Below are 22291 nucleotides of genomic sequence, written 5' to 3'. Positions count from 1 at the left end.
CTCCCCATGAGGGGAAAGGCGATTAATACCATCACTCGGGCCGTGAAACTGCGTAAGTTTTCAGTCAGGTCCTTGTTCTACGCCAGCGCGCTTAGCGCTGGCGTATTGTTGTGCGCCTTTTCCGCCCACGCGGACGAACGCGATCAACTCAAATCTATTCAGGCCGATATCGCGGCAAAAGAACGCGCGGTACGCCAACAGCAACAACAACGCGCCACCCTCCTTGCTCAGCTTAAAGCTCAGGAACAGGCTATCGCCGTTGCCGCAAGGCAGCTGCGCGAAACGCAAAACTCCCTGGCACAGCTGAATGCGCAAATCGCTGAGATGAATGCCGCACTCGCGAAGCTGGAAAAGCAGCGGGCAGCGCAAGAGCGCAGTCTGGCAGCCCAGTTGGATGCTGCGTTTCGCCAGGGTGAACATACTGGTATTCAGCTCATCCTCAGCGGTGAAGAGACTCAGCGCGGGCAACGCCTGCAGGCCTATTTCGGCTATCTGAACCAGGCGCGCCAGGAGACTATCGCACAGCTGAAGCAAACCCGCGAAGAGGTCGACTCGCAGAAAGCCGAGCTGGAAGATAAGCAAAGCGAACAGCAGACGCTGTTGTACGAACAGCGTGCACAGCAGGCGAAACTGGAGCAGGCGCGAAATGAACGCCAAAAAACGCTCGCGGGTCTGGAGTCGTCGATTCAACAAGGTCAGCAGCAGTTAGGCGAGATGCGCGCCAACGAATCCCGCCTGCGCAACAGCATTGCTCGCGCCGAAGCCGCAGCCAAAGCACGCGCAGAGCGTGAAGCACGTGAGGCGCAGGCTGTACGTGATAAGCAACAGGAAGCATCACGCAAAGGCTCGACCTATAAGCCAACCGAAAGCGAGAAATCACTGATGTCTCGTACCGGCGGGTTAGGTTCACCACGCGGTCAGGCGTTCTGGCCCGTTCGTGGTCCAACGCTGCATCGCTATGGCGAACAGCTGCAAGGTGAGCTACGTTGGAAAGGGATGGTTATTGGCGCATCCGAAGGTACCGAAGTCAAAGCCATCGCCGATGGTCGCGTCATTCTGGCGGACTGGCTGCAGGGCTATGGCCTGGTGGTCGTCGTTGAGCACGGTAAAGGCGATATGAGCCTCTACGGTTATAACCAGAGCGCGCTGGTCAGCGTCGGTACGCAGGTTCGCGCCGGGCAGCCTATTGCACTTGTGGGTAGCAGCGGCGGTCAGGGCAGGCCGGCGCTCTATTTCGAAATTCGTCGCCAGGGTCAGGCGGTCAATCCACAGCCGTGGTTGGGAAGATAAGTTTTGCCTCAGTTTCGTCGTACTTTGCTCTCACTCGCCAGCCTGCTGGCATTCGCAACACCTGTTTTCGCCGGCAAACTTGCTATCGTTATTGATGATTTCGGCTACCGTCCGCACACAGAAAATCAGGTGCTGGCAATGCCTTCCACTGTCTCTGTTGCCGTTCTGCCAAACGCGCCACATGCGCGTGAAATGGCGACTAAAGCGCATAACAGTGGACATGAAGTGTTGATCCATCTGCCGATGGCCCCACTGAGCAAGCAACCGCTGGAAAAAGACACGTTACGCCCGGAGATGAGCAGCGAAGAAATTGAACGGATTATTCGCGACGCGGTAAGCAAAGTGCCGTATGCAGTGGGACTGAACAATCACATGGGGAGTGCGATGACGTCCAGCCTGTTCGGCATGCAGAAGGTGATGCAAGCTCTGGAGCGCTACGACCTCTACTTCCTCGACAGTATGACCATCGGCAACAGCCAGGCCATGCGCGCGGCGGCAGGAACCGGGGTGAAGGTCATCAAACGCAAAGTCTTCCTCGACGATACACAAAACGAAGCGGATATTCGCCGTCAGTTTAATCGTGCCGTCGAACTTGCGCGTCGTAACGGGTCAGCGATTGCCATCGGGCACCCCCACCCTTCTACGGTACGAGTGTTGCAGCAGATGCTGTATAGCCTGCCAGCCGATATTATGCTGGTTCGTCCGAGCAGCCTGCTTAATGAGCCGCAGGTAGATACTTCCAGACCTAATCTCACTCCACCGAGAAACGGTACGCCAGATGCGCCGCGTAATCCTTTCCGCGGGGTGAAATTATGCAAGCCGAAGCAGCCGTTAGAGCCGGTTTACGCCAGCCGATTCTTTAGCGTGCTAGGAGAAAGCATCACACAAAGCACGCTGGTGCAGTATATGAGACTGCAGTGGCAAGGCTGGGGGAACACATCTTCACCCAGCACCATGAACGCTAACGTAGATTAAGCGCTTTTCGGGCAATACGCGAAGGCGTTGATTTTTTATCGCGCCATTTCCATAGACGGAATGACCATAGCAGTGCCTGGTACAATACTTTGGCACTGCGGACGTTAGTTATCATGCGCTTATACATACCAGAGACAAAAATCTCTGCGATCATACGCTGACGAATATGCACATCCTGTTCTTTACGGACTGCATGGCATACGCGCAATGCTTCATAGGTAACTTGCTGATGAAATTCCGGATAAATAGTAATCCGATCGGCATATTCACGATTCAACCTATCCAATAACCGCGTAATTTTAATATAGTGCCGCTGGTAGTTGAGATTTTTTAAACCTTGTCGTTTAAGACGGCTGATTGATTGATCATGTAAGAAGTATTTATATAAAGATTGCTCGGTATATCGCACTCGTACAGCGTTAAACATAAACTCCGTCGTCCAGACAATATCCTGGTGATGTAACCCCGGAATAAATGTTATTTTATTTTTCTCAATAACATCCCGGCGATAAATTCCCATCCAGACCACATGTGTCCAGCGGCGTGAAGCCAACGCCATACGTAACCAGTCAGGGCCGGTCAACACCCCCGTAGACCGAAGACGATCCGTCGGTATTGATTGCCAGGTGTGCCCCGTTTCAAGAATGCACCAGTCGGAATTACACTGAGCTAAATCCAGGTCATCCTGAATTGCCATGGTCATCAGGGTTTCGTACATATTGGGATAAACCAGGTCATCGGCATCGACAAATGCAACATAATCCCCTTTGGCCGCTTCCAGGCCACGGTTACGCGCTACGGATGCCCCTGCGTTAGCCTGATGCAACAACCGCACATGGGGATAGTTATCCGCATAATGTTGTGCAATATCAACAGAGTTATCCGTTGAACCATCATTCACAATGATGATCTCTAGCGCAGTCCATGTCTGTACGATCAAAGATTCCATGCAATCCCGAAAACTATCACCCACGTTATATAACGGAATAATAACACTCAACATATTTGTGCAGTTTCTCATCAGCTAACCCAGGTTTGTCATTACGCTGATGACTTTTACTACAGTTTCATTAAGGAATTATTAAGGTTAGAACGTATTTATGGGCAGAAACGCTGCAGCGAAAGCGTCCGGTTTGAGAAAGATACCCTGCTACGCCTGCGTTCAGCAGGTTGATGATAGCTCAGATCGTCTACATATTGAGGTACACAACCTGTATACTCTATCCCTATGAATTAACGTACTCTATAGGCTGATATTGAGGGAAAAGATGGCCATCAGTAAGACACACGAAAAAGGTTTTACGGTCTATTGCAAAGAGACCAGAAAAGATCTTAAGTCACTGATGAATAAATACATCAAAAAAGAAATCAGTGGCAAACCGCTGAGCAGTGGTAACGCATTGCGCAGCGTGGAGTTGGTCGAGTACAACTCACAAAAATTTATCATCAAAAACGACCGTGAAGTTGATCCACGATTTGAGAAAAAATTACAGAACTTTACCTCCGGCCCTTTCTATTCCCGACTGATCAGGAAGCTGGACAGGCTCCCGCCGGAAATGCGCATCTGCACTGCCGATCTCTACTATGCTGCTGAGAAAACACGTTTTCGCCAGTGCCATGATGTTTATACTATTCATGAATATATTGAAGGGGTTCCTTTAAGGGAAATTAACCAGCAGAATGCTGACGAGGTAAAGCAATGCGTACTGCGTCTTCACAAGGCAGGACTGGCATCAAATGACATTCACCCAGGGAATTTCATTCGCACACCAACGGGTGAGTTAAGGATTATTGACCTGTCCTGTAAGGGAAATATGAAGGTCTGCCAGGCAAATGACATTCTGGCATTACAACGAAAATATAATATTAACGTTAAAGGCAGAGGGTTAATTTATAAACTCATCCTGCTTAAAGAAAATATAAGATCGTTATCCAGAAAGATCCGCGGAAAATAAAATCTATGGTTTATACGGCCAGATAGCGATATCTGGCCGTAATTAACATTGAATGCACCTTGCGCATTCAATCCCAGCTCAGGATCACTTTCCCTGACTGGCCTGAACGCATCGCGTCAAAGCCCTGCTGGAATTCATCGATGGAGAATCGATGGGTGATGATCGGCGACAAATCCAGACCAGACTGGATCAGTGCAGCCATTTTGTACCATGTCTCAAACATCTCACGACCGTAGATACCTTTAATAAACAGTCCTTTAAAGATAACTTTCGTCCAGTCGATGGACATATCAGATGGCGGAATACCCAGCATAGCAATACGGCCACCGTGATTCATGGTGTCCAGCATGGTGCGGAACGCTGGCGGCGCCCCAGACATTTCCAGACCCACATCGAACCCTTCGGTCATCCCCAGCTCGGCCATCACGTCGGTCAGGTTCTCTTTCGAGACGTTGACTGCGCGGGTAATGCCCATTTTACGCGCCAGCTCCAGACGGTACTCATTAACATCTGTAATCACTACGTGGCGAGCACCAACGTGCTTCGCTACCGCTGCAGCCATAATGCCAATCGGACCCGCACCGGAAACCAGCACATCTTCGCCAACCAAATCAAACGACAGCGCCGTGTGTACCGCGTTACCGAATGGATCGAAGATGGAAGCTAAATCATCGGAGATATTGTCCGGGATTTTAAAGGCGTTAAACGCCGGGATCACCAGATATTGTGCAAAACAGCCTGGACGGTTTACGCCGACACCGGTGGTATTGCGGCACAGGTGAGTACGGCCACCGCGACAGTTACGGCAATGTCCGCAGGTAATGTGGCCTTCACCGGAAACGCGATCGCCGATTTTGAAGCCTTTAACTTCCTGGCCGATGCCAACAACTTCACCGACATATTCATGCCCTACAACCATTGGAACCGGGATGGTTTTTTGCGACCATTCATCCCAGTTATAAATGTGAACGTCAGTCCCGCAGATGGCTGTTTTACGGATTTTAATCAGCAAATCGTTATGGCCGACTTCCGGTTCAGGAACGTCGGTCATCCAAATGCCTTCTTCCGCTTTCAGTTTGGATAACGCTTTCATTTCACATCCTCAGGCAATTACGCCCAGTTGTTTACCAATGCGTGTGAACGCGTCGACTGCACGCGTAATCTGCTCAGGGGTATGTGCCGCAGACATCTGGGTACGAATACGCGCCTGGCCTTTTGGAACCACTGGATAAAAGAATCCAGTAACGTAAATCCCCTCTTTTTGCAGTTCGCGGGCAAACGCCTGCGCAACAACCGCATCACCCAGCATTACCGGAATAATCGCGTGATCGGCCCCTGCCAGCGTGAAGCCTGCTGCGGACATTTGCTCACGGAATTGACGCGCATTCGCCCACAGACGATCGCGCAGGTCGCTACCCGCCTCAACCATCTCCAGCACCTTAATGGAAGCAGCAACAATTGCCGGAGCCAGTGAGTTAGAGAACAAATACGGACGGGAACGTTGACGCAGCCACTCAACAACTTCTTTACGTGCCGCAGTGTAACCACCAGATGCGCCGCCGAGTGCTTTGCCCAGCGTGCCGGTGATGATGTCCACACGACCCATCACGTCACAGTATTCATGGGAGCCACGACCATTTTCACCGACAAAACCGACGGCATGGGAATCATCAACCATGACCAGCGCGTCGTATTTATCCGCCAGATCGCAAACGCCTTTCAGGTTAGCGATCACACCATCCATAGAGAACACGCCATCAGTGGCGATCAGGATATGACGAGCGCCCGCTTCACGTGCTTCTTTCAGACGCGCTTCCAGTTCCTGCATATCGTTGTTGGCGTAGCGGAAACGCTTCGCTTTACACAGACGAACGCCATCAATGATAGAAGCGTGGTTCAGAGCATCAGAGATAATGGCATCTTCTGCTCCCAGCAGCGTTTCAAACAGGCCGCCGTTGGCGTCAAAGCAAGAAGAGTAAAGAATGGCATCTTCCATACCGAGGAATGCCGCCAGTTTTTGCTCCAGTTGCTTATGGGTGTCCTGAGTGCCACAAATAAAGCGCACCGAGGCCATACCAAATCCGTGAGAATCCATACCCGCTTTTGCCGCTGCAATCAGTTCCGGGTGGTTAGCCAGCCCTAAGTAGTTGTTCGCACAAAAGTTAATAACATGGCTTCCGTCAGCCACGGTGATATCAGCCTGCTGAGCAGACGTAATAATGCGCTCTTCTTTAAACAACCCCTCCGCGCGTGCGGTTTCCAGATCGTTCGTTAACTGCTTATAAAAATTCCCACGCATTGCAATTCTCCAGACTGGGCAAATTTCAGCACATATTACCCAATGCTATTGGTTTGTACGAGATGACTCATCATGACTTGTCTAAAATGCAGCATAAATCACGTGTACCCACATAACCTTTCAGGAATGACAGACCTGGCATCACAACCTGACTTACGTTGTCGCGTCATCAATGGCCTGAGACGCTGATGACGGTGCCAGAGTAAATCCTGCCATAGCAAAGGCCTTATTAACCTTAATGATATAGTTATCTTCGTAGAATTCCTCAATCGCCTGCTGAATCTGTTCGCCGGCAGGCAACGTTTTTCCATCAACAATACCTTGTAGCAAGGAAACAAATTTTTCCGGTTCATCAGTAGGGTATAAATTACCGTTTATCCCTTCTTTGATAATGTCTGCAGGCCCCGTTTCGCAATCAGAGCTAATGGCATAAACACCGTGAGCACTGGCTTCAACCAAAACCATAACGAAACCTTCAAAATGAGAAGTTAGCAGCAGGCAGGTGATATTTTTTAGCGTATTTTGAATATATTCCCATGGTGATTTCTGCCAACCATGCCAGTGAATATTTCCACTAATCCCCAACGTTTCAGCTAATGCCGTTAAGGTATCAACATCCGGGCCGGTGCCGACAATATCTAAGGACCACTTCCCTTTTAGTTTAGCCAACCCGTTGAAAAGACTGCGTACATTTTTCTGTCCATCTGCCACAACCCTGCCTACATACACAAACCGGGCATGCTTCTCAGGGGTAGGGATACGGATATCGCATCGCGCAACGGGATTGTAAATCGTTGCAATAGTGCTTTTTTCTATTCCCATCTCAATGAGCTGCTGAGTTATCCCTGAGCTAATTGAAAGATGATAGTCAGCTTTATTAATATACTTGATTTTTTTCTTATAATTATTTTTGTAGAAGTTAAAAATAGAGAAGTGAAACCATGAAAATATTTTCACCTGCTTGCTTGTATATTTCCTTGCAACGTGACTGATGTAACATGAAAGCGTATCCAGGGAAACAATTATATCTGGACTTTCCTGAAGAATAATTTTTCGCAAACCATAAGCAAAACTTAGTCTTCTTAATTTAGTTATTTTTATATTAGAAGATAGATGACAATAGCGCTGCCCTGTGAGCCAGTCATTATTGACATTGCTATTATTATTTTTCTTAAAAAAAACAAAAGAGACATCAATATCAGGGTCTTGCGTTCGCAGCAGCTTCACCAAATTAATACATACCGTCTCCATACCTCCGAGGCCACTGGTTTCATAACCTGTAATAATTATCTTCTTAAGTTGCATATATTATTTTCATTCCAACGACTATTGTCAGTCCCAACACAGTGCTTTACCTTGCTTATTCATTCGTTGATGGCTCCGAAAAAGCCGGCACCGCGCGCCTGAACATCCATTTACGACGTGAATCATACACCACCAGACCCTAACTATTTCAATTAAGAATGACTGAAGCAATAATCAGTACACATGTCACACGCCACATGGCGCGACGTACTGCTGAAGCCGAAGCCATGTAGTGATATGATTAGAGGTATTCGTGTCTGAGATTGTCTCTGACTCCATAATTCGAAGGTTACATTTATGATCATCGTTACCGGCGGCGCGGGCTTTATCGGCAGCAACATCGTTAAGTCCCTGAATGACAAAGGCATCACCGATATTCTGGTGGTGGACAACCTGAAAGACGGCACCAAGTTTGTGAATCTGGTAGATCTGAATATTGCTGACTATATGGACAAGGAAGACTTCCTGATCCAGATTATGGCCGGGGAAGATTTCGGCGATATCGAAGCGATTTTCCACGAAGGCGCGTGCTCTTCCACTACCGAGTGGGATGGCAAGTATATGATGGACAACAACTATCAATACTCCAAAGAGCTGCTGCACTACTGTCTGGAGCGTGAAATTCCTTTCCTGTATGCCTCTTCTGCAGCAACGTACGGCGGTCGTACCTCTGACTTCATCGAATCTCGTGAATATGAGAAGCCGCTGAACGTCTATGGCTACTCAAAATTCCTGTTCGACGAATATGTACGCCAGATCCTGCCAGAAGCAAATTCTCAGATCGTTGGCTTCCGTTATTTCAACGTCTACGGACCGCGCGAAGGTCACAAAGGCAGCATGGCGAGCGTCGCTTTCCATCTCAATACTCAGCTCAATAACGGCGAAACACCCAAGCTGTTCGAAGGAAGTGAAAACTTCAAACGTGATTTCGTCTATGTCGGCGATGTTGCAGCAGTAAACCTGTGGTTCCTGGAAAACGGGGTTTCCGGCATCTTTAACCTCGGTACTGGTCGCGCAGAGTCTTTCCAGGCCGTCGCGGATGCCACGCTGGCATACCACAAAAAAGGCAGCATTGAGTACATTCCGTTCCCGGAAAAACTGAAGGGCCGCTATCAGGCATTTACTCAGGCGGATCTGACTAACCTGCGCGCTGCGGGCTATGACAAGCCGTTTAAGACCGTTGCTGAAGGCGTAACGGAATATATGGCCTGGCTGAACCGCGACGCTTAAGGCAGGCAATCTATGAGGATTCTGGTGGTTGGCCCGTCCTGGGTGGGCGACATGATGATGTCGCAAAGTCTCTATCGCACGCTCAAGGCGCGCTATCCCCAGGCCATAATCGACGTGATGGCACCTGCATGGTGCCGTCCGCTGCTGTCGCGTATGCCTGAAGTCAACGACGCCATCGCCATGCCGCTGGGACACGGCGCGCTGGAGATTGGCGAGCGCCGCAAACTGGGCCACAGTTTGCGTGATAAACGCTACGATCGCGCGTATGTCCTGCCGAACTCGTTTAAATCCGCACTGGTACCCTTCTTCGCGGGTATTCCTCATCGTACCGGTTGGCGTGGCGAAATGCGCTATGGTCTGCTGAACGATGCGCGTGTGCTGGATAAAGATGCATGGCCGCTGATGGTCGAACGCTATGTGGCCCTGGCCTACGATAAAGGCGTGATGCTGTCGGCTAAAGATTTGCCGCAGCCTCTGCTGTGGCCACAATTGCAGGTCAGTGAAGGTGAAAAGTCTCTGACCTGTAGTCAGTTCTCCCTTTCTGCCGAACGCCCCATCATCGGTTTTTGCCCTGGTGCGGAATTTGGTCCGGCGAAACGCTGGCCACACTACCATTATGCTGAACTGGCAAAACAGCTGATCGACGAAGGTCATCAGATTGTGCTGTTTGGCTCGGCAAAAGATCATGAAGCCGGAAATGAAATCCTGGCAACGTTAAGCGTTGAGCAGCAGGCCTGGTGTCGTAATCTGGCGGGCGAAACGCAGCTGGAGCAGGCCGTTATTCTGCTCGCCGCCTGCAAAGCCGTGGTCACCAATGACTCCGGTTTGATGCACGTGGCTGCCGCACTAAATCGTCCGCTGGTCGCTCTGTATGGCCCTAGTAGCCCGGATTTCACTCCACCACTCTCCCACAAAGCTCGCGTGATTCGCCTGATTACGGGCTATCATAAAGTGCGTAGGGGGGATGCTGCACAAGGGTATCACCAGAGCCTGATTGACATCACACCTCAGCGCGTACTGGAAGAACTGAATGACCTGTTGTTACAAGAGGAAGTCTGACGGATGCGGGTTCTGATCGTTAAAACATCGTCAATGGGCGATGTACTGCATACGTTGCCCGCATTAACCGATGCGCAGCAGGCCATTGCGGATATTCAGTTTGATTGGGTAGTGGAAGAAGGGTTTGCTCAAATCCCCTCCTGGCATCCGACCGTTGACCGTGTGATCCCGGTGGCGATTCGCCGCTGGCGTAAAGCCTGGTTTTCCGCCCCCATTAAAGCTGAGCGCAAAGCTTTTCGCGAGGCGGTGCGTTTACAGAACTATGACGTGGTTATCGATGCGCAGGGGCTGGTAAAAAGCGCCGCGCTGGTCACACGTCTGGCGCATGGCATTAAGCATGGTATGGACTGGAGTACCGCGCGCGAACCGCTGGCGAGTCTGTTTTATAACCGTAAGCATCATATCGCCAAACAACAGCATGCTGTTGAACGTACTCGTGAGCTGTTCGCGAAAAGTCTGGGATATATCAAATCCCAGTCGCAGGGGGATTACGCTATTGCGCAGCATTTTCTGAATGAACGCAATGTCGATGCAGGGCAGTATGCCGTCTTCCTGCACGCCACCACTCGTGATGACAAGCACTGGCCGGAAGCGAAGTGGCGGGAGCTCATTGGCTTATTAAATCAAGCAGAAATACGTATTAAGCTCCCCTGGGGGGCTCCGCATGAAGAAGCGCGAGCCAGACGACTGGCAGAAGGATTTGATTACGTAGATGTTTTACCGCGAATGAGTCTTGGGGATGTAGCCCGGATATTAGCCGGCGCTAAATTTGTGGTATCCGTTGATACCGGATTAAGCCACTTGACCGCCGCACTGGATCGGCCAAATGTTACGCTATATGGCCCTACGGACCCGGGGTTGATTGGGGGATACGGGAAGAATCAGGTCACATGTCGTGCCCCGGAAGGAAAGCTTGCTTTGCTTGAACCCACTCAAGTTTATTCTCACATAGCGCTGCTGTAATTATTCAGGTATCGCAGATATGTTAAATTCGTTCTTATACAGTCGCTTTGCTATTTAACATATCTGCAGCTGACTAAAACTATGCACTATATCGTATTTCATCCACGATTAAGCATTATTGCGTTCATCTACTTCCACCAACATAATCCAAGAATAATTCGTCGGGCATGCCAGTATGAGGATGAAATTTTACGTCTGAAAAGTGATTTCTGCTTTTTCTTGTGACTCTTTATCTCTTTACGTTCTTTCTCTAACCAGCTCCCGGACAACTCTTCAGGATGATGGACAAAGTTTGCCAAGTATATATCAGAAAAATATCCCTGACGCATCAGATATGCCCATTCATCTATGATGAAAAAGTTATTTTCAAAACGGGAAACAAGTTTTTGAGCAGTTACCGAATTCATCAAATAACCGCAGGCTCGCAAAACATATCCATGACCAAATATGACTTTGCCGAAGGTCTGGCCACCAATTTTTTTGAGTTTAAGCAAATTTAAGACAACTTTATTCTTATACCTTAAACCATCTTGCCCACCAAGTAGGTATAACGCATCTTTATTGAGAACACTTTCATCAATTGTCGATATAAATTCCTTAAAATTCTGATCGATTATTGCGTCATCCTCAAGAATACAAACCCAATCTTGTCCACTCTGCCCAAACTGTTTAAATGCCTTCATATGGCTTAGTGAGCAACCCAGTTCACCATCAGTAGGCGTATGGTTTTCCCTGTGCTGAAAGTCAGTTAACGGTATCTTGCGCTTTTCTTCGGCAGACAAATTTTTCCCATAGATAGCATCAACGAACGAATACTCGATATTTAATTCATTCATTATATCTGATACGCGTTTTCGTCGGGCATCGTCAAAAGGAAGCGAAATGACCAGCACGTACATGAGTTCAAACCCTCTAATATAATTAAGCCAGCACAGTCATCGTGAAATAAAGGTTAACAATTGCTGGCCAGCTGAATAAACTTAATTAACTATTCTATGTAGCTATACAAAGTCTATTATTTCATATTTATAGTTTATTCTTTGATGTATGATTAATAATTTTATCAGTTTTTTTTGCATAGGTTGCAAAGAGATCAGACTCATCACGAATAATTTTATTAATGTCTTTTTCAAAGTATATCTTCAAAAATCTGAAGTAGTCTCTTTGCGTTAACCCGATGTTCAACGAGGAGAAGTACAAACCAATCAGATCTTTATTGCGCCAACGAACAGGAACCGCATTTCTTATCTGAGCTCGGTGCAGATCAATAACCGACAGTTTGAACGTATTATCCTCAAAATTGGCCGGTTGATGCAATAAGAAGTGGCAGAGATAGCAATCACGGTGATTAACGCCTCCCTGATGCATTCTTCTGACCATAATGGCAAGACGCTCAATTAATGCCATTTTAATTTTCCGCGAAGGTGGATTCACCAACCAATCTGCGCAATAGTCTTCCAGGCTAACCGCCGGGCTCAGATCTTCAGTTATAATAAATGAGATACGGTTGAGCGGATTTATACCTTGTTGCCCGAAACCAACACCGTGCATTGTATCAACATCCAGTTCCTGCAAACGGTGTATAGCATTCCACTCTCTATCAGCTCCGAGTACCGGCAAACGTAAAGAGAACAAGTTTTTGATAACTTCCTTCAGTTTAGTTCCCTGGTGCCATTTCAGGAAATAGCTTTTACCTGCAATCTCAAACCTTATCGTTCTACGCGTTTCGAGCTGTCTAAATGTTTCTCCCTGCAGCTTCTGCACTTCAGAAAAAGCATCTTTCCCTTTCCACAAGGATAAAAATGGTTCTTTTAATTCAACCATGGGCACCACCTATAATAATATCAGCTGCTTTCTCAGGTAGACTATAAAGGTCTTGAGTATCAGCAAAGTGTCGTGCATTCTCTTTCCATGCATTTCTCTGCTCTGAGTCAGTTAAAGAAAAATAAACAGCTTCATTTAATAATTTTTGTTCAAACGGTTCATCAATAACAATGCCGCACTCAGCATCTTTAACATAATGAGCATATCCGCAAACTGCCGTTGTTATGACAGGTAAACCTGCTGCAATTGCTTCAACCAGCACGATCCCTGCGGCTTCCTGGTATGCCGGATGAATCAATAGATCGGCCGCTGCCATTAACTCTGAGACATCATTACGGCCAGGGAAGAACTTGATATTGTCAGCAACACCATTCTCTGTTGCCAGCTTTATATAGCGATCAGGCTTATCCTGACCCACAACAAATAGAATCGTTTGTTTGCGGACAGCTTCCGGTAAGGAAGCAATCGCCTTGATAGTTCTGTCGACACCTTTACGGGTAAAATCAGAACCGATTTGTATAATTAAATACTGGGAATCACTGATATCATTTTCTTTCCTGAAGCTAGCTCTGCAATTTGCTGCCTGAGAGCTGTATTTTCTGTCAGGATAAATCCCCGGCGGAAGGATATGGAAACGCGTTGACTCAGTATGATAGTGCTTCTGAAAATCCGCAATTTGCTTATCTGTTAGCATCAACAGCTGTGTTGATTTTCCCTCAGCAAATGTTGCTTTCTCAAAGGCGGCATAATGTCGGTATCGTGGTGTCAGACGATAGAGCAAACCTTTTTCTTGCGCGACTTTTTCTGCGTAGCAGACATCAGCAGCATAATAAACATCTAATCCAGGCATTTTATTGAACCCAACAACCCGATCTGCTGGATTACTCTCAAGATGTTTACTTACCCACCGATGATACTCAGCATTTTTCCCGTTGTTGGAGCATGACCTCACAGGAACAATGATGATCTCCAGGCTGTCTGGAATATTTCCTTGCCATGATTGTGTGTAAACCCGAACATGATGTCCACGTGATGCGACTGTCGACGCTATACGCAAAAAATCACGCTGTAACCCACCAAAAGGGAAATATTTATACAAACAGAAAGCAATAACCATTTTATATATCCGGATGCTTTATTAGTCGAGTTTAGGTAACCGTGACGCTATGGCTGCAATCACGTCTTCCGCAGGTATAGCAGATAAATATTTCTTACTTCGATCAAGTTTTTCACGCACTGGCATTGGTTGGTAATCACCAGCCCAAAATTGAACCACATCATCAGACCATGGTCGCCAGGCGATATGATCGGTGGCGCCGAAAAGGCAAATGATGGGGGTTTTAACAGCTGCAGCAATATGCATCGGGGCAGAGTCGACACCAATAAAAAGTACAGCATGATCAATTAATGCAGCAAGCTCAGGGAATGTTGTCTTCCCGGCAATTTCAGGTAAAGGTTTGGTTTCACATGCCCTGGCAATCTCATCGACGCAGGCAATATCGCTGGCACCGGGTCCAGAAGTCAGTACAACCTGATACCCCAAATGATGTATCGCATCAATCACCAGGGAGAATCTATCATTCTCCCACGACTTGAATTCTTGTCTCGCCGTAGGCTGTATAACGACATACTTCTGGGTATCAACCTGAGGAAGTTTTTTCCGAACAGATTGCCAGACTTGCTCACCATAAACCATTTTCAGTACCGGGACTGATTCTTTTAAATTTAATGGCATCAACACAGACAAATTGCGTTCAACCCAATGATCGCCACTTAGAGGAACGTGATGAGTAAAACTGTCGCGCCAGAATTTTTTATTTCTGTGTGAGAAATCATGTGTCAACTTTATTGGGCAATCCAAACAACGACACAATAAAGCAACTATCCACTGATCGGTAAGATTGACCACTAAATCATAATGATTGCCACGTAGTACCTTGATCAGCGCTAAGAAATTTTTTGCTTTCTCAAAAGCAGAGCTCTTTTTATTTTTTATGCCATACAAAGCATGGATATCGGGGTTTTCAGATAAAATAGGAATGGTATCTTCGTAGAGTAGAACATCAATATCAGCATCAGGATAATTTTTTTTAAGCGTGCTGATGACCGGTGTGGTTAGCAACATATCGCCGTGAAAGCGCATTTTTATTACCAGGATCTTTTTCACACTATACCCTTTCAGGTTATTGTTAATTTTCAAATCACGCTACCGCCCCAGGCTCAACAGCTACCTGTGTACTGCAGATCACACCATCTTATTTTATCGCTTATATTATACCACTATTCACTTGACAATTCGATATCTATGGAAATTTTCTATGTGAATTAGAGGAAAATTAATATTTACAATATATGAGACTATTTATCATATTATGAAAATTGAGCCTATATTCTCAACGACATCACATAGGCTCATTTTGATGTTAATTTGTTATTTTTCCTGGCTCATTTTTGCCATACAACATCAGGATGGCTATGCTGTATAATAAAAAGACATTTATGAACATCTTTTCAAATAAACAATATACCAGAATATAGCCAACAAGAGAGCACAGTAATGAAATGCTAAAAATATCTTTTTGGCTTCTGGCTCGGATATATATGTCTTTAAATGTAATGAAAAAAGCCGCAGTAAATAAGAAGAGACCAATAGCCCCAACATTATAAAGAATTATCATAAAAAATGGTTCATCTATATTATAGCCGTTATTTCGCTCAGAATATACCCCGCCATTTTTCGGCGCATTATGGTCCTCTAAATACTGATTGTATGTAGAATTCCCATATCCAATACCAAAGATGGCATTGTTGATATTCTCCATTACTAAAGGGAAACGGTCTAAGATGATTTCATCACGACTGGATGTGACGTTATTCATTTGCAGAGTTTGATCGACTTTCATTTTTACCTGACCCACTGTGTTGTAGACCCCGATAAGCAAAGCAGCCATTATAAATAGCAAACCACAGGTAGCAGCCATAAATCTCTTGATGGTTTTACTCACCAGAAATGAAATCAGGAAAATCTCTACAACAACTGCCAAGATCCCTGCGCGGCTCCCGGTGTATGATAAAAAGACGAATGCAAGCGCAGAAATGATATATAATACTGTTTTCAGGAAGTGATTCTTGAATAAAATCGCTCCTGTTAATACAAAAGGAAATAGCATAACAACATAGAATGCGAAACCATAGCGAAGCTGTAGATACAGTTCCTGCTGGTTATTTTTTATAATTCTTAAAATCGGCACTACTAAGACAATATAGGATAGAGTAAGTATCGCCCCAATGACAAAGACCTGTCTCAGTGAGGTTATATGCTTACTGAATGCTCCAAAAAATAACATCATCACTAACGGGTAACGCCAGTCTTTTATCAATATGATAAAGGCATCAAGAGATTTATCTTCATAGGTGAAAAATACAATACAAAAAACACACCACAACGTGAAGAGTAACAATAGTTTTCTCTTCTGCATGAGATCGAGCACAATGTTTTTAATATCTATTTTATTGGCTTTAATATAGTAAATAGATAAAACTACAGCGAGCAAAGAGGTCATATTTAGCACCCCTTGATTATCTATCGTAAATAACCCAAAAATCATTAAAACCAATACAACTTTGCTTAAAATCAAGATATTACCATTTTGACTGTATCTTACTTGATTCATAAAATTCAAATCTCACTTCTTCAAATTGCCTTGTTAATCAACAACAAACACTCGCTAGCACGATTTATGGGGCATATCTTATTATATAACATCGTAAAAATCCCCCATTAATTTTAGTCTCTTCCTCTCACTGTGTACCCTCACTCTAATCACAAAAATATTTTCACATAACATAATGATTAATAAAGAAATTTAATCACCAAGTATCTCTTTCCTTCCTTTACAGTTTGTTCTATTCTATGCCGACAGGAGCGCCATTTTGTCTTACATAAACACGCGTGCACTCTGAAAGAATCAAAAGGAAAAAGATGTGAAAGAAAATATAATAAAATATATTAAGAATGCACATATTGAAAATGACGATAAAAAAAACACATGTATCAATATTACCTATGGCGCTGACAGACCCTTTCTTTACGGTACGGGCGTTTCAATTACATCGGTACTTTTAAATAATCGGGACCTGAACTTCCATTTCCATATTTTCACTAATTATCTTGACGAACATCAACTTCATCTTTTTTCTGTCCTGGCAAGCCAATATAATACCCGCATTACGTTTTATGTACTGGATGATAATGAATTAAAAAATCTACCTACTGCATCTAAGGCATGGAATTATTCAATCTATTTCAGACTTATTGCAATAGATTACTTTGCCGATAAGCTCAGCAGCATTATATATCTTGACTCTGATATTATATGTAAAGGAAGCCTTGCCTCGTTACTCACGGAAGAATTTAATGGCAATGTATTAATGGCTGTCCATGATAGCTTTGTCGATACATCTGCTGTTGTCGGCATAAATCCAGGCCGGTACTTCAACTCAGGCTTCATGTATTTTAACCTTTCAGAATTAAAAGATACTAATTTGACTCTGCAAGTCATTTCAAAGGTTAATGAAAACCGTTTCTCACATCCCGATCAGGATGCGTTGAACGTCCTCTTCAATGATCACGTAAAAATCCTGGACCATAAATTCAATTCATTCTTTAACATCGATACGTTAGCCAGGAAAGGGGGTGATGCCTTTAAAATCACATCACAAACGGTATTCATTCACTATGTCGGCGTCACTAAACCCTGGCATGACTGGGCACAATATTATGCTGAAGTCGAATACTTCAAAATAGCCAGAGAGAATTCGCCGTGGAAAGATATTCCTTTATTGGCACCCACTACGTATAAACAGCTATCACGAAAAAGCACACATTTAAAACACAATGGGCAACTCTTCGGTGCTTTTATTTTCTATGTAAAGTATTTAGTTAAGAAATACCAAACACAGAAAAAACGCTAATGCATTGATATTATTGTCTTTTAGGAATGGTTATGTTTCTGGCATATTCCATAAAAAGATCGGTTTTTATGACCATAACCATTCCGTTTTTAGCCTTCCACTGCTGAGATTACCAAGCGGGACAACACAACTCAGGCCCCCTTTCTCGTGATCCGTACAGTTTCCTCAAAAAATCAGCAAAAATGATGGTAAAGCCATAGTTAAATACATAGAATCCCCAGCACATCCATAAGCCAGCTACTATTATGCTAGAATTGCTTTACACCGCCCTTTTCTACCTTATTCAGCCTTTGATCTGGATACGGCTTTGGGTGCGCGGACGTAAAGCTCCGGCGTACCGTAAACGCTGGGGTGAACGCTACGGTTTTTATCGCCGCCCACTGAAACCAGGCGGTATCATGCTCCATTCAGTTTCCGTGGGTGAAACGCTGGCAGCAATCCCATTAGTCCGCGCTCTGCGACATCGTTACCCGGATTTGCCGATCACGGTAACCACCATGACGCCAACCGGTTCAGAGCGCGTGCAATCTGCTTTTGGCACAGACGTTCAACATATTTATCTTCCCTATGATTTACCGGATGCGTTGAACCGTTTCCTGAATAAAGTTGACCCCAAACTGGTGTTAATTATGGAAACCGAGCTCTGGCCAAATCTGATCGCTGCACTGCATAAGCGCCATATCCCGCTGGTCATCGCCAACGCGCGCCTTTCCGCGCGTTCAGCCGCTGGCTACGCTAAATTAGGAAAATTTGTTAGCAGGCTATTACGCCGCATTACGCTGATTGCTGCGCAAAACGAAGAGGATGGCGCTCGCTTCATTACATTGGGTGCCAAAAGCAATCAGGTCACCGTCACCGGTAGCCTGAAGTTTGATATTTCTGTCACCCCACAGCTGGCCGCTAAAGCAGTTACGTTGCGACGCCAGTGGGCACCGCATCGCCCGGTATGGATTGCGACCAGCACGCATGACGGGGAAGAAAGCATCATCATCGCTGCTCATCAGGCGCTGTTACACCAGTTCCCGAATCTTTTATTGATTCTGGTTCCCAGACACCCTGAGCGCTTCCCGGATGCCATTAACCTCGTACGCCAGGCTGGTCTAAGCTTTACCACACGTTCTTCAGGCGAAGTGCCGTCCTCAAGTACCCAGGTGGTTATTGGCGACACGATGGGTGAGCTGATGCTACTGTACGGAATTGCCGATCTTGCTTTTGTCGGTGGCTCTCTGGTTGAGCGTGGTGGACACAACCCACTGGAAGCAGCGGCACATGCCATTCCCGTATTGATGGGCCCGCATACCTTTAACTTCAAAGACATTTGCGCCCGACTGGAACAGGCAAGTGGGTTGATCACCGTCACTGACGTCACCACGCTGGTGAAAGAGGTTTCGTCCCTTCTGACCGATGAAGATTATCGTAATTTTTATGGTCGCCATGCTGTTGAAGTACTGTACCAAAATCAGGGCGCGCTACAGCGTCTGCTGCAGCTGCTGGAACCTTACCTGCCACCCAAAACGCATTGAGGGCTGTCATGCAAAAACGGGCGATTTATCCAGGAACCTTCGATCCCATAACTAACGGCCATCTTGATATCGTGACACGTGCGACGAGCATGTTTGATCACGTGATCCTGGCAATTGCCGCAAGCCCCAGTAAAAAACCGATGTTCACGCTGGAAGAACGCGTTCAGCTGGCACAGCAGGCAACGGCGCATCTGGGTAATATAGAAGTCATGGGATTTAGCGATTTAATGGCAAACTTTGCCCGCGATAATCAGGCTAATATTCTGATTCGTGGCCTGCGTGCCGTGGCTGATTTTGAGTATGAAATGCAGCTGGCCCATATGAACCGTCATCTCATGCCGCAACTGGAAAGCGTCTTTTTGATGCCATCTAAAGAGTGGTCGTTTATTTCATCATCACTGGTTAAAGAAGTCGCCCGCCACCAGGGTGACGTAACCCACTTCCTGCCGAAAAATGTTCACCAGGCGCTAATGGATAAGTTGAAGTAGCGCATTTAGCCGGGTAAGCCAACAAGGTTTATCCGGCCTGCAATGAATATTATTTCTGACAGCGACGGCAGTAGAACGTTGTACGCTGAGCGTGTTTTGTCGCAATGACTGACGCTCCGCATACGCGACAGGGTTCGCCTTCTCTCCCATAGACCTGCAGCTCCTGAGCAAAATAGCCTGGCTTACCGTCACTTTGCAGAAAATCCTTCAGCGTCGTTCCACCCTGCTCGATAGAGCGCAGCAATACAGCCTTAATAACGCGTACCAGCAGCTCACACTCATCTTTCGACAGCGATGATGCCAGGCGGTCAGGATGAATACCAGCCGCAAAGAGAGACTCACTGGCGTAGATATTTCCCACCCCCACCACCAGCTTGTTATCCATCAGCCAGGGTTTTATCGCCGTTTTCTTCTTTGCGCATTTCTGCTGGAGATAAGCAGTGTTGAAATCGTCGCTCAGCGGCTCTGGGCCAAGATGAGCGAGCACATTATGTCCATCCAGTTCTTTTGTCCACAGCCAGGCGCCAAAACGCCGAGGATCGGTATACCGCAGAACTTTGCCATTACTCATCACTAAGTCGACGTGATCATGCTTTTCTGCGGGAAGTTCTTCAGGAAGAATACGCAGACTACCCGACATCCCCAGATGAATGATAATCCAGCCATCCGTCAGCTCCAGCAGCAGGTATTTCGCACGGCGCTGTACGCTCAGGACAGGTTTATCGCTCAGGCGATAGATTTCCTCGGATACCGGCCAGCGCAAACGACCATTACGCACAGTGGCGTGTAAAATCTTCGCCCCTACCAGATGCGGCTCAATACCACGGCGACTGGTTTCGACTTCAGGTAATTCAGGCATAGCATCTCCGGCGCTGTATCAGGTCTCATTAATATGGGGACGGCCAGAAAACAAAAAACCCCGCCGAGGCAGGGTTTTTCTTTACATCAAAACGAAAATTATTTGATTTTCGCTTCTTTGTACAGTACGTGCTGGCGTACAACTGGATCGAATTTTTTCAGTTCCAGTTTTTCCGGCTTAGTACGTTTGTTCTTCGTGGTGGTGTAGAAGTGACCTGTACCAGCAGAAGAAACCAGCTTGATTTTCTCGCGAATACCTTTAGCCATGATTTATTTCCTCTTTAAGTACTTAGTACTTTTCGCCACGGGCACGCAGTTCAGACAGAACTGTATCGATGCCTTTCTTATCGATTACACGCATACCTTTAGCAGATACGCGCAGGGTGACAAAACGCTTCTCGCTCTCAACCCAGAAACGGTGAGAGTGCAGGTTCGGCAGGAAACGGCGTTTAGTCGCGTTCAGTGCGTGGGAACGGTTGTTACCGGTCACCGGACGCTTGCCAGTAACTTGGCAGACTCGGGACATGTCTATTCTCCAAAAATCAAATTAGCTCGAGCTTCGTATGGGGTATCGGCGCCTCGTCAGGCTTTACAGCCCGGTCATCGCATAGTTCTAAGTGAACTCTCGATTGCCAGGCCCAAATGCCAAACCCGAGATTCTCAAAGGTGGCGTAGTATACGCTGACCCGGCGTTATGCTCAAGTCCCGAACAGACAAAGATCCCGATGGATCGCGTAAAGTGTGTTAAATCCAACCGCGTTCCGCAAAAGAAACGTACTCTCCGCGCCCAATTATCAGATGATCAAGCACCCGGATATCCATGAACTGACAGCATTTCACAACACGCTCGGTGATGAGTTTATCTGCTTTGCTCGGCTCTGCACACCCCGAAGGGTGATTATGCGCAAGGATCACCGCGGAAGCATTCATTTTTATCGCTGCGCGGACAATTTCTCGCGGATGCACCTCTACATGGCTAAGCGTCCCGGAAAAAAGTTTGCTGTGTTTTATCACTCGATGTTGTGAATCCATGAAGATCACCAAAAAGATCTCGCGCTCTTCTTGCGACAGCTGACTTTGCAGAAACTCACGTGCCATTTCCGGGCTAAGTATCGACCTTTCTTCTATCACCCGCACGTCGTAGTAACGTCTTGCCAACTCAGCAATTCCCTTAAGCTGAGCGTACTTCGCAAGGCCAATGCCCTGGACCAGGCTAAAATCCATGTAGTCAGCCGACAACAGACCGTAAAGCGAATCAAATTGTTGTAGCATTTCTTTCGCCAGCGTCAGGACATCTTTACCCAGCATCCCGGTGCGTAAAAAAAGCGCCAGCAGCTCAACGTCGGTCAGCGAGCCTGCCCCCTGCGCCAACAGCTTTTCCCGAGGCATTATACGTCCTGTATTTTCCATGCTTTCCCCTCCTTTCGCATCCGCATGGTGGCATAACACCAGCGGCAGATCGACGTTCTGTTCTCCATTCCTCGTGGCGCTTCGCAAAGTGGATCACGGTCAAAAGCACGATAAATGATGGAGTGTGATAAAATATCC

Annotated in this window: 22 protein-coding genes; 9 read left to right on the top strand and 13 right to left on the bottom strand. The window is 46.5% G+C overall.

Annotated features, from left to right (window positions below):
- The first annotated feature begins 30 nt into the window (after window positions 1-30).
- Together envC and G8S19_RS00535 are read left to right on the top strand one after the other, a co-directional pair.
- The gene (gene envC, locus G8S19_RS00540) at window positions 31-1290 is read left to right on the top strand and encodes a murein hydrolase activator EnvC (RefSeq protein WP_232034726.1); all 1260 of its coding nucleotides are present in this window, start codon (window positions 31-33) and stop codon (window positions 1288-1290) included.
- Window positions 1291-1293: 3 nt separating this feature from the next.
- Window positions 1294-2265 (top strand): divergent polysaccharide deacetylase family protein, encoded by a 972-nt coding sequence (locus G8S19_RS00535; protein WP_124021916.1) that lies wholly within the window; start codon window positions 1294-1296, stop codon window positions 2263-2265.
- On the opposite strand, the gene G8S19_RS00530 is transcribed toward G8S19_RS00535, so the two are convergent.
- Window positions 2252-3286 carry a glycosyltransferase gene (locus G8S19_RS00530; protein ID WP_124021915.1) on the bottom strand — a complete coding sequence of 345 codons (1035 nt, stop codon included), beginning with the start codon at window positions 3284-3286 and terminating at the stop codon, window positions 2252-2254. The genes G8S19_RS00535 and G8S19_RS00530 overlap by 14 nt on opposite strands.
- Window positions 3287-3533: 247 nt before the next feature.
- Between G8S19_RS00530 and rfaY the strand changes: the two genes are divergently transcribed.
- Window positions 3534-4220, top strand: coding sequence for a lipopolysaccharide core heptose(II) kinase RfaY (rfaY, locus tag G8S19_RS00525; RefSeq protein WP_061066826.1), 687 nt, complete (start codon window positions 3534-3536; stop codon window positions 4218-4220).
- 67 nt (window positions 4221-4287) lie between these two features.
- On the opposite strand, the gene tdh is transcribed toward rfaY, so the two are convergent.
- The 3 genes from tdh to G8S19_RS00510 form a co-directional block, all read right to left on the bottom strand.
- Window positions 4288-5313 carry an L-threonine 3-dehydrogenase gene (gene tdh, locus G8S19_RS00520; RefSeq protein ID WP_005120462.1) on the bottom strand — a complete coding sequence of 342 codons (1026 nt, stop codon included), beginning with the start codon at window positions 5311-5313 and terminating at the stop codon, window positions 4288-4290.
- Window positions 5314-5322: 9 nt separating this feature from the next.
- The gene (gene kbl / locus G8S19_RS00515) at window positions 5323-6519 is read right to left on the bottom strand and encodes a glycine C-acetyltransferase (protein WP_101742506.1); all 1197 of its coding nucleotides are present in this window, start codon (window positions 6517-6519) and stop codon (window positions 5323-5325) included.
- A gap of 153 nt (window positions 6520-6672) precedes the next feature.
- A complete protein-coding gene (locus G8S19_RS00510; RefSeq protein ID WP_115601299.1) occupies window positions 6673-7824 on the bottom strand; it encodes a glycosyltransferase in 1152 nt (383 codons plus the stop codon).
- Window positions 7825-8121: 297 nt separating this feature from the next.
- Between G8S19_RS00510 and rfaD the strand changes: the two genes are divergently transcribed.
- The 3 genes from rfaD to rfaC are packed head-to-tail and all read left to right on the top strand — an operon-like array spanning window position 8122 to window position 11076.
- Window positions 8122-9054, top strand: a complete 933-nt coding sequence (rfaD, locus tag G8S19_RS00505; protein ID WP_003827312.1) for an ADP-glyceromanno-heptose 6-epimerase — start codon at window positions 8122-8124, stop codon at window positions 9052-9054.
- A gap of 12 nt (window positions 9055-9066) precedes the next feature.
- The gene (rfaF, locus tag G8S19_RS00500) at window positions 9067-10113 is read left to right on the top strand and encodes an ADP-heptose--LPS heptosyltransferase RfaF (RefSeq protein ID WP_253685917.1); all 1047 of its coding nucleotides are present in this window, start codon (window positions 9067-9069) and stop codon (window positions 10111-10113) included.
- Between the two features lie 3 nt (window positions 10114-10116).
- On the top strand, window positions 10117-11076 hold the full coding sequence (gene rfaC, locus G8S19_RS00495) for a lipopolysaccharide heptosyltransferase RfaC (protein ID WP_253685915.1): 960 nt from the start codon (window positions 10117-10119) through the stop codon (window positions 11074-11076).
- Window positions 11077-11204: 128 nt separating this feature from the next.
- Here rfaC and G8S19_RS00490 read toward each other — a convergent pair whose 3' ends face one another.
- The 5 genes from G8S19_RS00490 to G8S19_RS00470 all read right to left on the bottom strand — a co-directional run bounded on the left by G8S19_RS00490 (window position 11205) and on the right by G8S19_RS00470 (window position 16574).
- Complete coding sequence (locus tag G8S19_RS00490; RefSeq protein WP_048213713.1) at window positions 11205-11975, bottom strand: glycosyltransferase family 25 protein; 771 nt, start codon at window positions 11973-11975, stop codon at window positions 11205-11207.
- Window positions 11976-12102: 127 nt separating this feature from the next.
- Complete coding sequence (gene rfaP, locus G8S19_RS00485; RefSeq protein WP_048213714.1) at window positions 12103-12900, bottom strand: lipopolysaccharide core heptose(I) kinase RfaP; 798 nt, start codon at window positions 12898-12900, stop codon at window positions 12103-12105.
- Window positions 12893-14017 carry a glycosyltransferase family 4 protein gene (locus tag G8S19_RS00480; RefSeq protein WP_199969567.1) on the bottom strand — a complete coding sequence of 375 codons (1125 nt, stop codon included), beginning with the start codon at window positions 14015-14017 and terminating at the stop codon, window positions 12893-12895. Before G8S19_RS00480 ends, rfaP begins: the two co-directional genes overlap by 8 nt.
- Before the next feature lie 21 nt (window positions 14018-14038).
- Complete coding sequence (rfaQ, locus tag G8S19_RS00475) at window positions 14039-15043, bottom strand: lipopolysaccharide core heptosyltransferase RfaQ (RefSeq protein WP_253686660.1); 1005 nt, start codon at window positions 15041-15043, stop codon at window positions 14039-14041.
- A 280-nt stretch (window positions 15044-15323) separates the two neighbouring features.
- Entirely contained in the window at window positions 15324-16574 is a 1251-nt protein-coding gene (locus G8S19_RS00470) for an O-antigen ligase (RefSeq protein ID WP_253685913.1), read from the bottom strand.
- 310 nt (window positions 16575-16884) lie between these two features.
- Between G8S19_RS00470 and G8S19_RS00465 the strand changes: the two genes are divergently transcribed.
- The 3 genes from G8S19_RS00465 (at window position 16885) to coaD (ending at window position 19885) form a co-directional block, all read left to right on the top strand.
- The gene (locus tag G8S19_RS00465; protein WP_115601294.1) at window positions 16885-17874 is read left to right on the top strand and encodes a glycosyltransferase; all 990 of its coding nucleotides are present in this window, start codon (window positions 16885-16887) and stop codon (window positions 17872-17874) included.
- Window positions 17875-18119: 245 nt separating this feature from the next.
- Window positions 18120-19397 (top strand): lipid IV(A) 3-deoxy-D-manno-octulosonic acid transferase, encoded by a 1278-nt coding sequence (gene waaA / locus G8S19_RS00460; RefSeq protein ID WP_048213717.1) that lies wholly within the window; start codon window positions 18120-18122, stop codon window positions 19395-19397.
- Window positions 19398-19405: 8 nt separating this feature from the next.
- Entirely contained in the window at window positions 19406-19885 is a 480-nt protein-coding gene (gene coaD / locus G8S19_RS00455; protein ID WP_048213718.1) for a pantetheine-phosphate adenylyltransferase, read from the top strand.
- 49 nt (window positions 19886-19934) lie between these two features.
- On the opposite strand, the gene mutM is transcribed toward coaD, so the two are convergent.
- The 4 genes from mutM to radC form a co-directional block, all read right to left on the bottom strand.
- Window positions 19935-20744, bottom strand: coding sequence for a bifunctional DNA-formamidopyrimidine glycosylase/DNA-(apurinic or apyrimidinic site) lyase (gene mutM, locus G8S19_RS00450; protein ID WP_061066832.1), 810 nt, complete (start codon window positions 20742-20744; stop codon window positions 19935-19937).
- A gap of 98 nt (window positions 20745-20842) precedes the next feature.
- Entirely contained in the window at window positions 20843-21010 is a 168-nt protein-coding gene (rpmG, locus tag G8S19_RS00445; RefSeq protein WP_003024094.1) for a 50S ribosomal protein L33, read from the bottom strand.
- A 22-nt stretch (window positions 21011-21032) separates the two neighbouring features.
- Window positions 21033-21269: a 50S ribosomal protein L28 gene (rpmB, locus tag G8S19_RS00440; protein ID WP_002436699.1), complete on the bottom strand. Its 237-nt coding sequence runs from the start codon at window positions 21267-21269 to the stop codon at window positions 21033-21035.
- 218 nt (window positions 21270-21487) lie between these two features.
- Window positions 21488-22153, bottom strand: coding sequence for a DNA repair protein RadC (gene radC, locus G8S19_RS00435; protein ID WP_124021909.1), 666 nt, complete (start codon window positions 22151-22153; stop codon window positions 21488-21490).
- Between the last annotated feature and the right edge of the window lie 138 nt (window positions 22154-22291).

The sequence above is a fragment of the Citrobacter sp. SX206 genome, assembly GCF_024181025.1.
Classification (GTDB): domain Bacteria; phylum Pseudomonadota; class Gammaproteobacteria; order Enterobacterales; family Enterobacteriaceae; genus Citrobacter; species Citrobacter youngae.
This window is presented reverse-complemented; position numbering and strand designations above follow the sequence as displayed.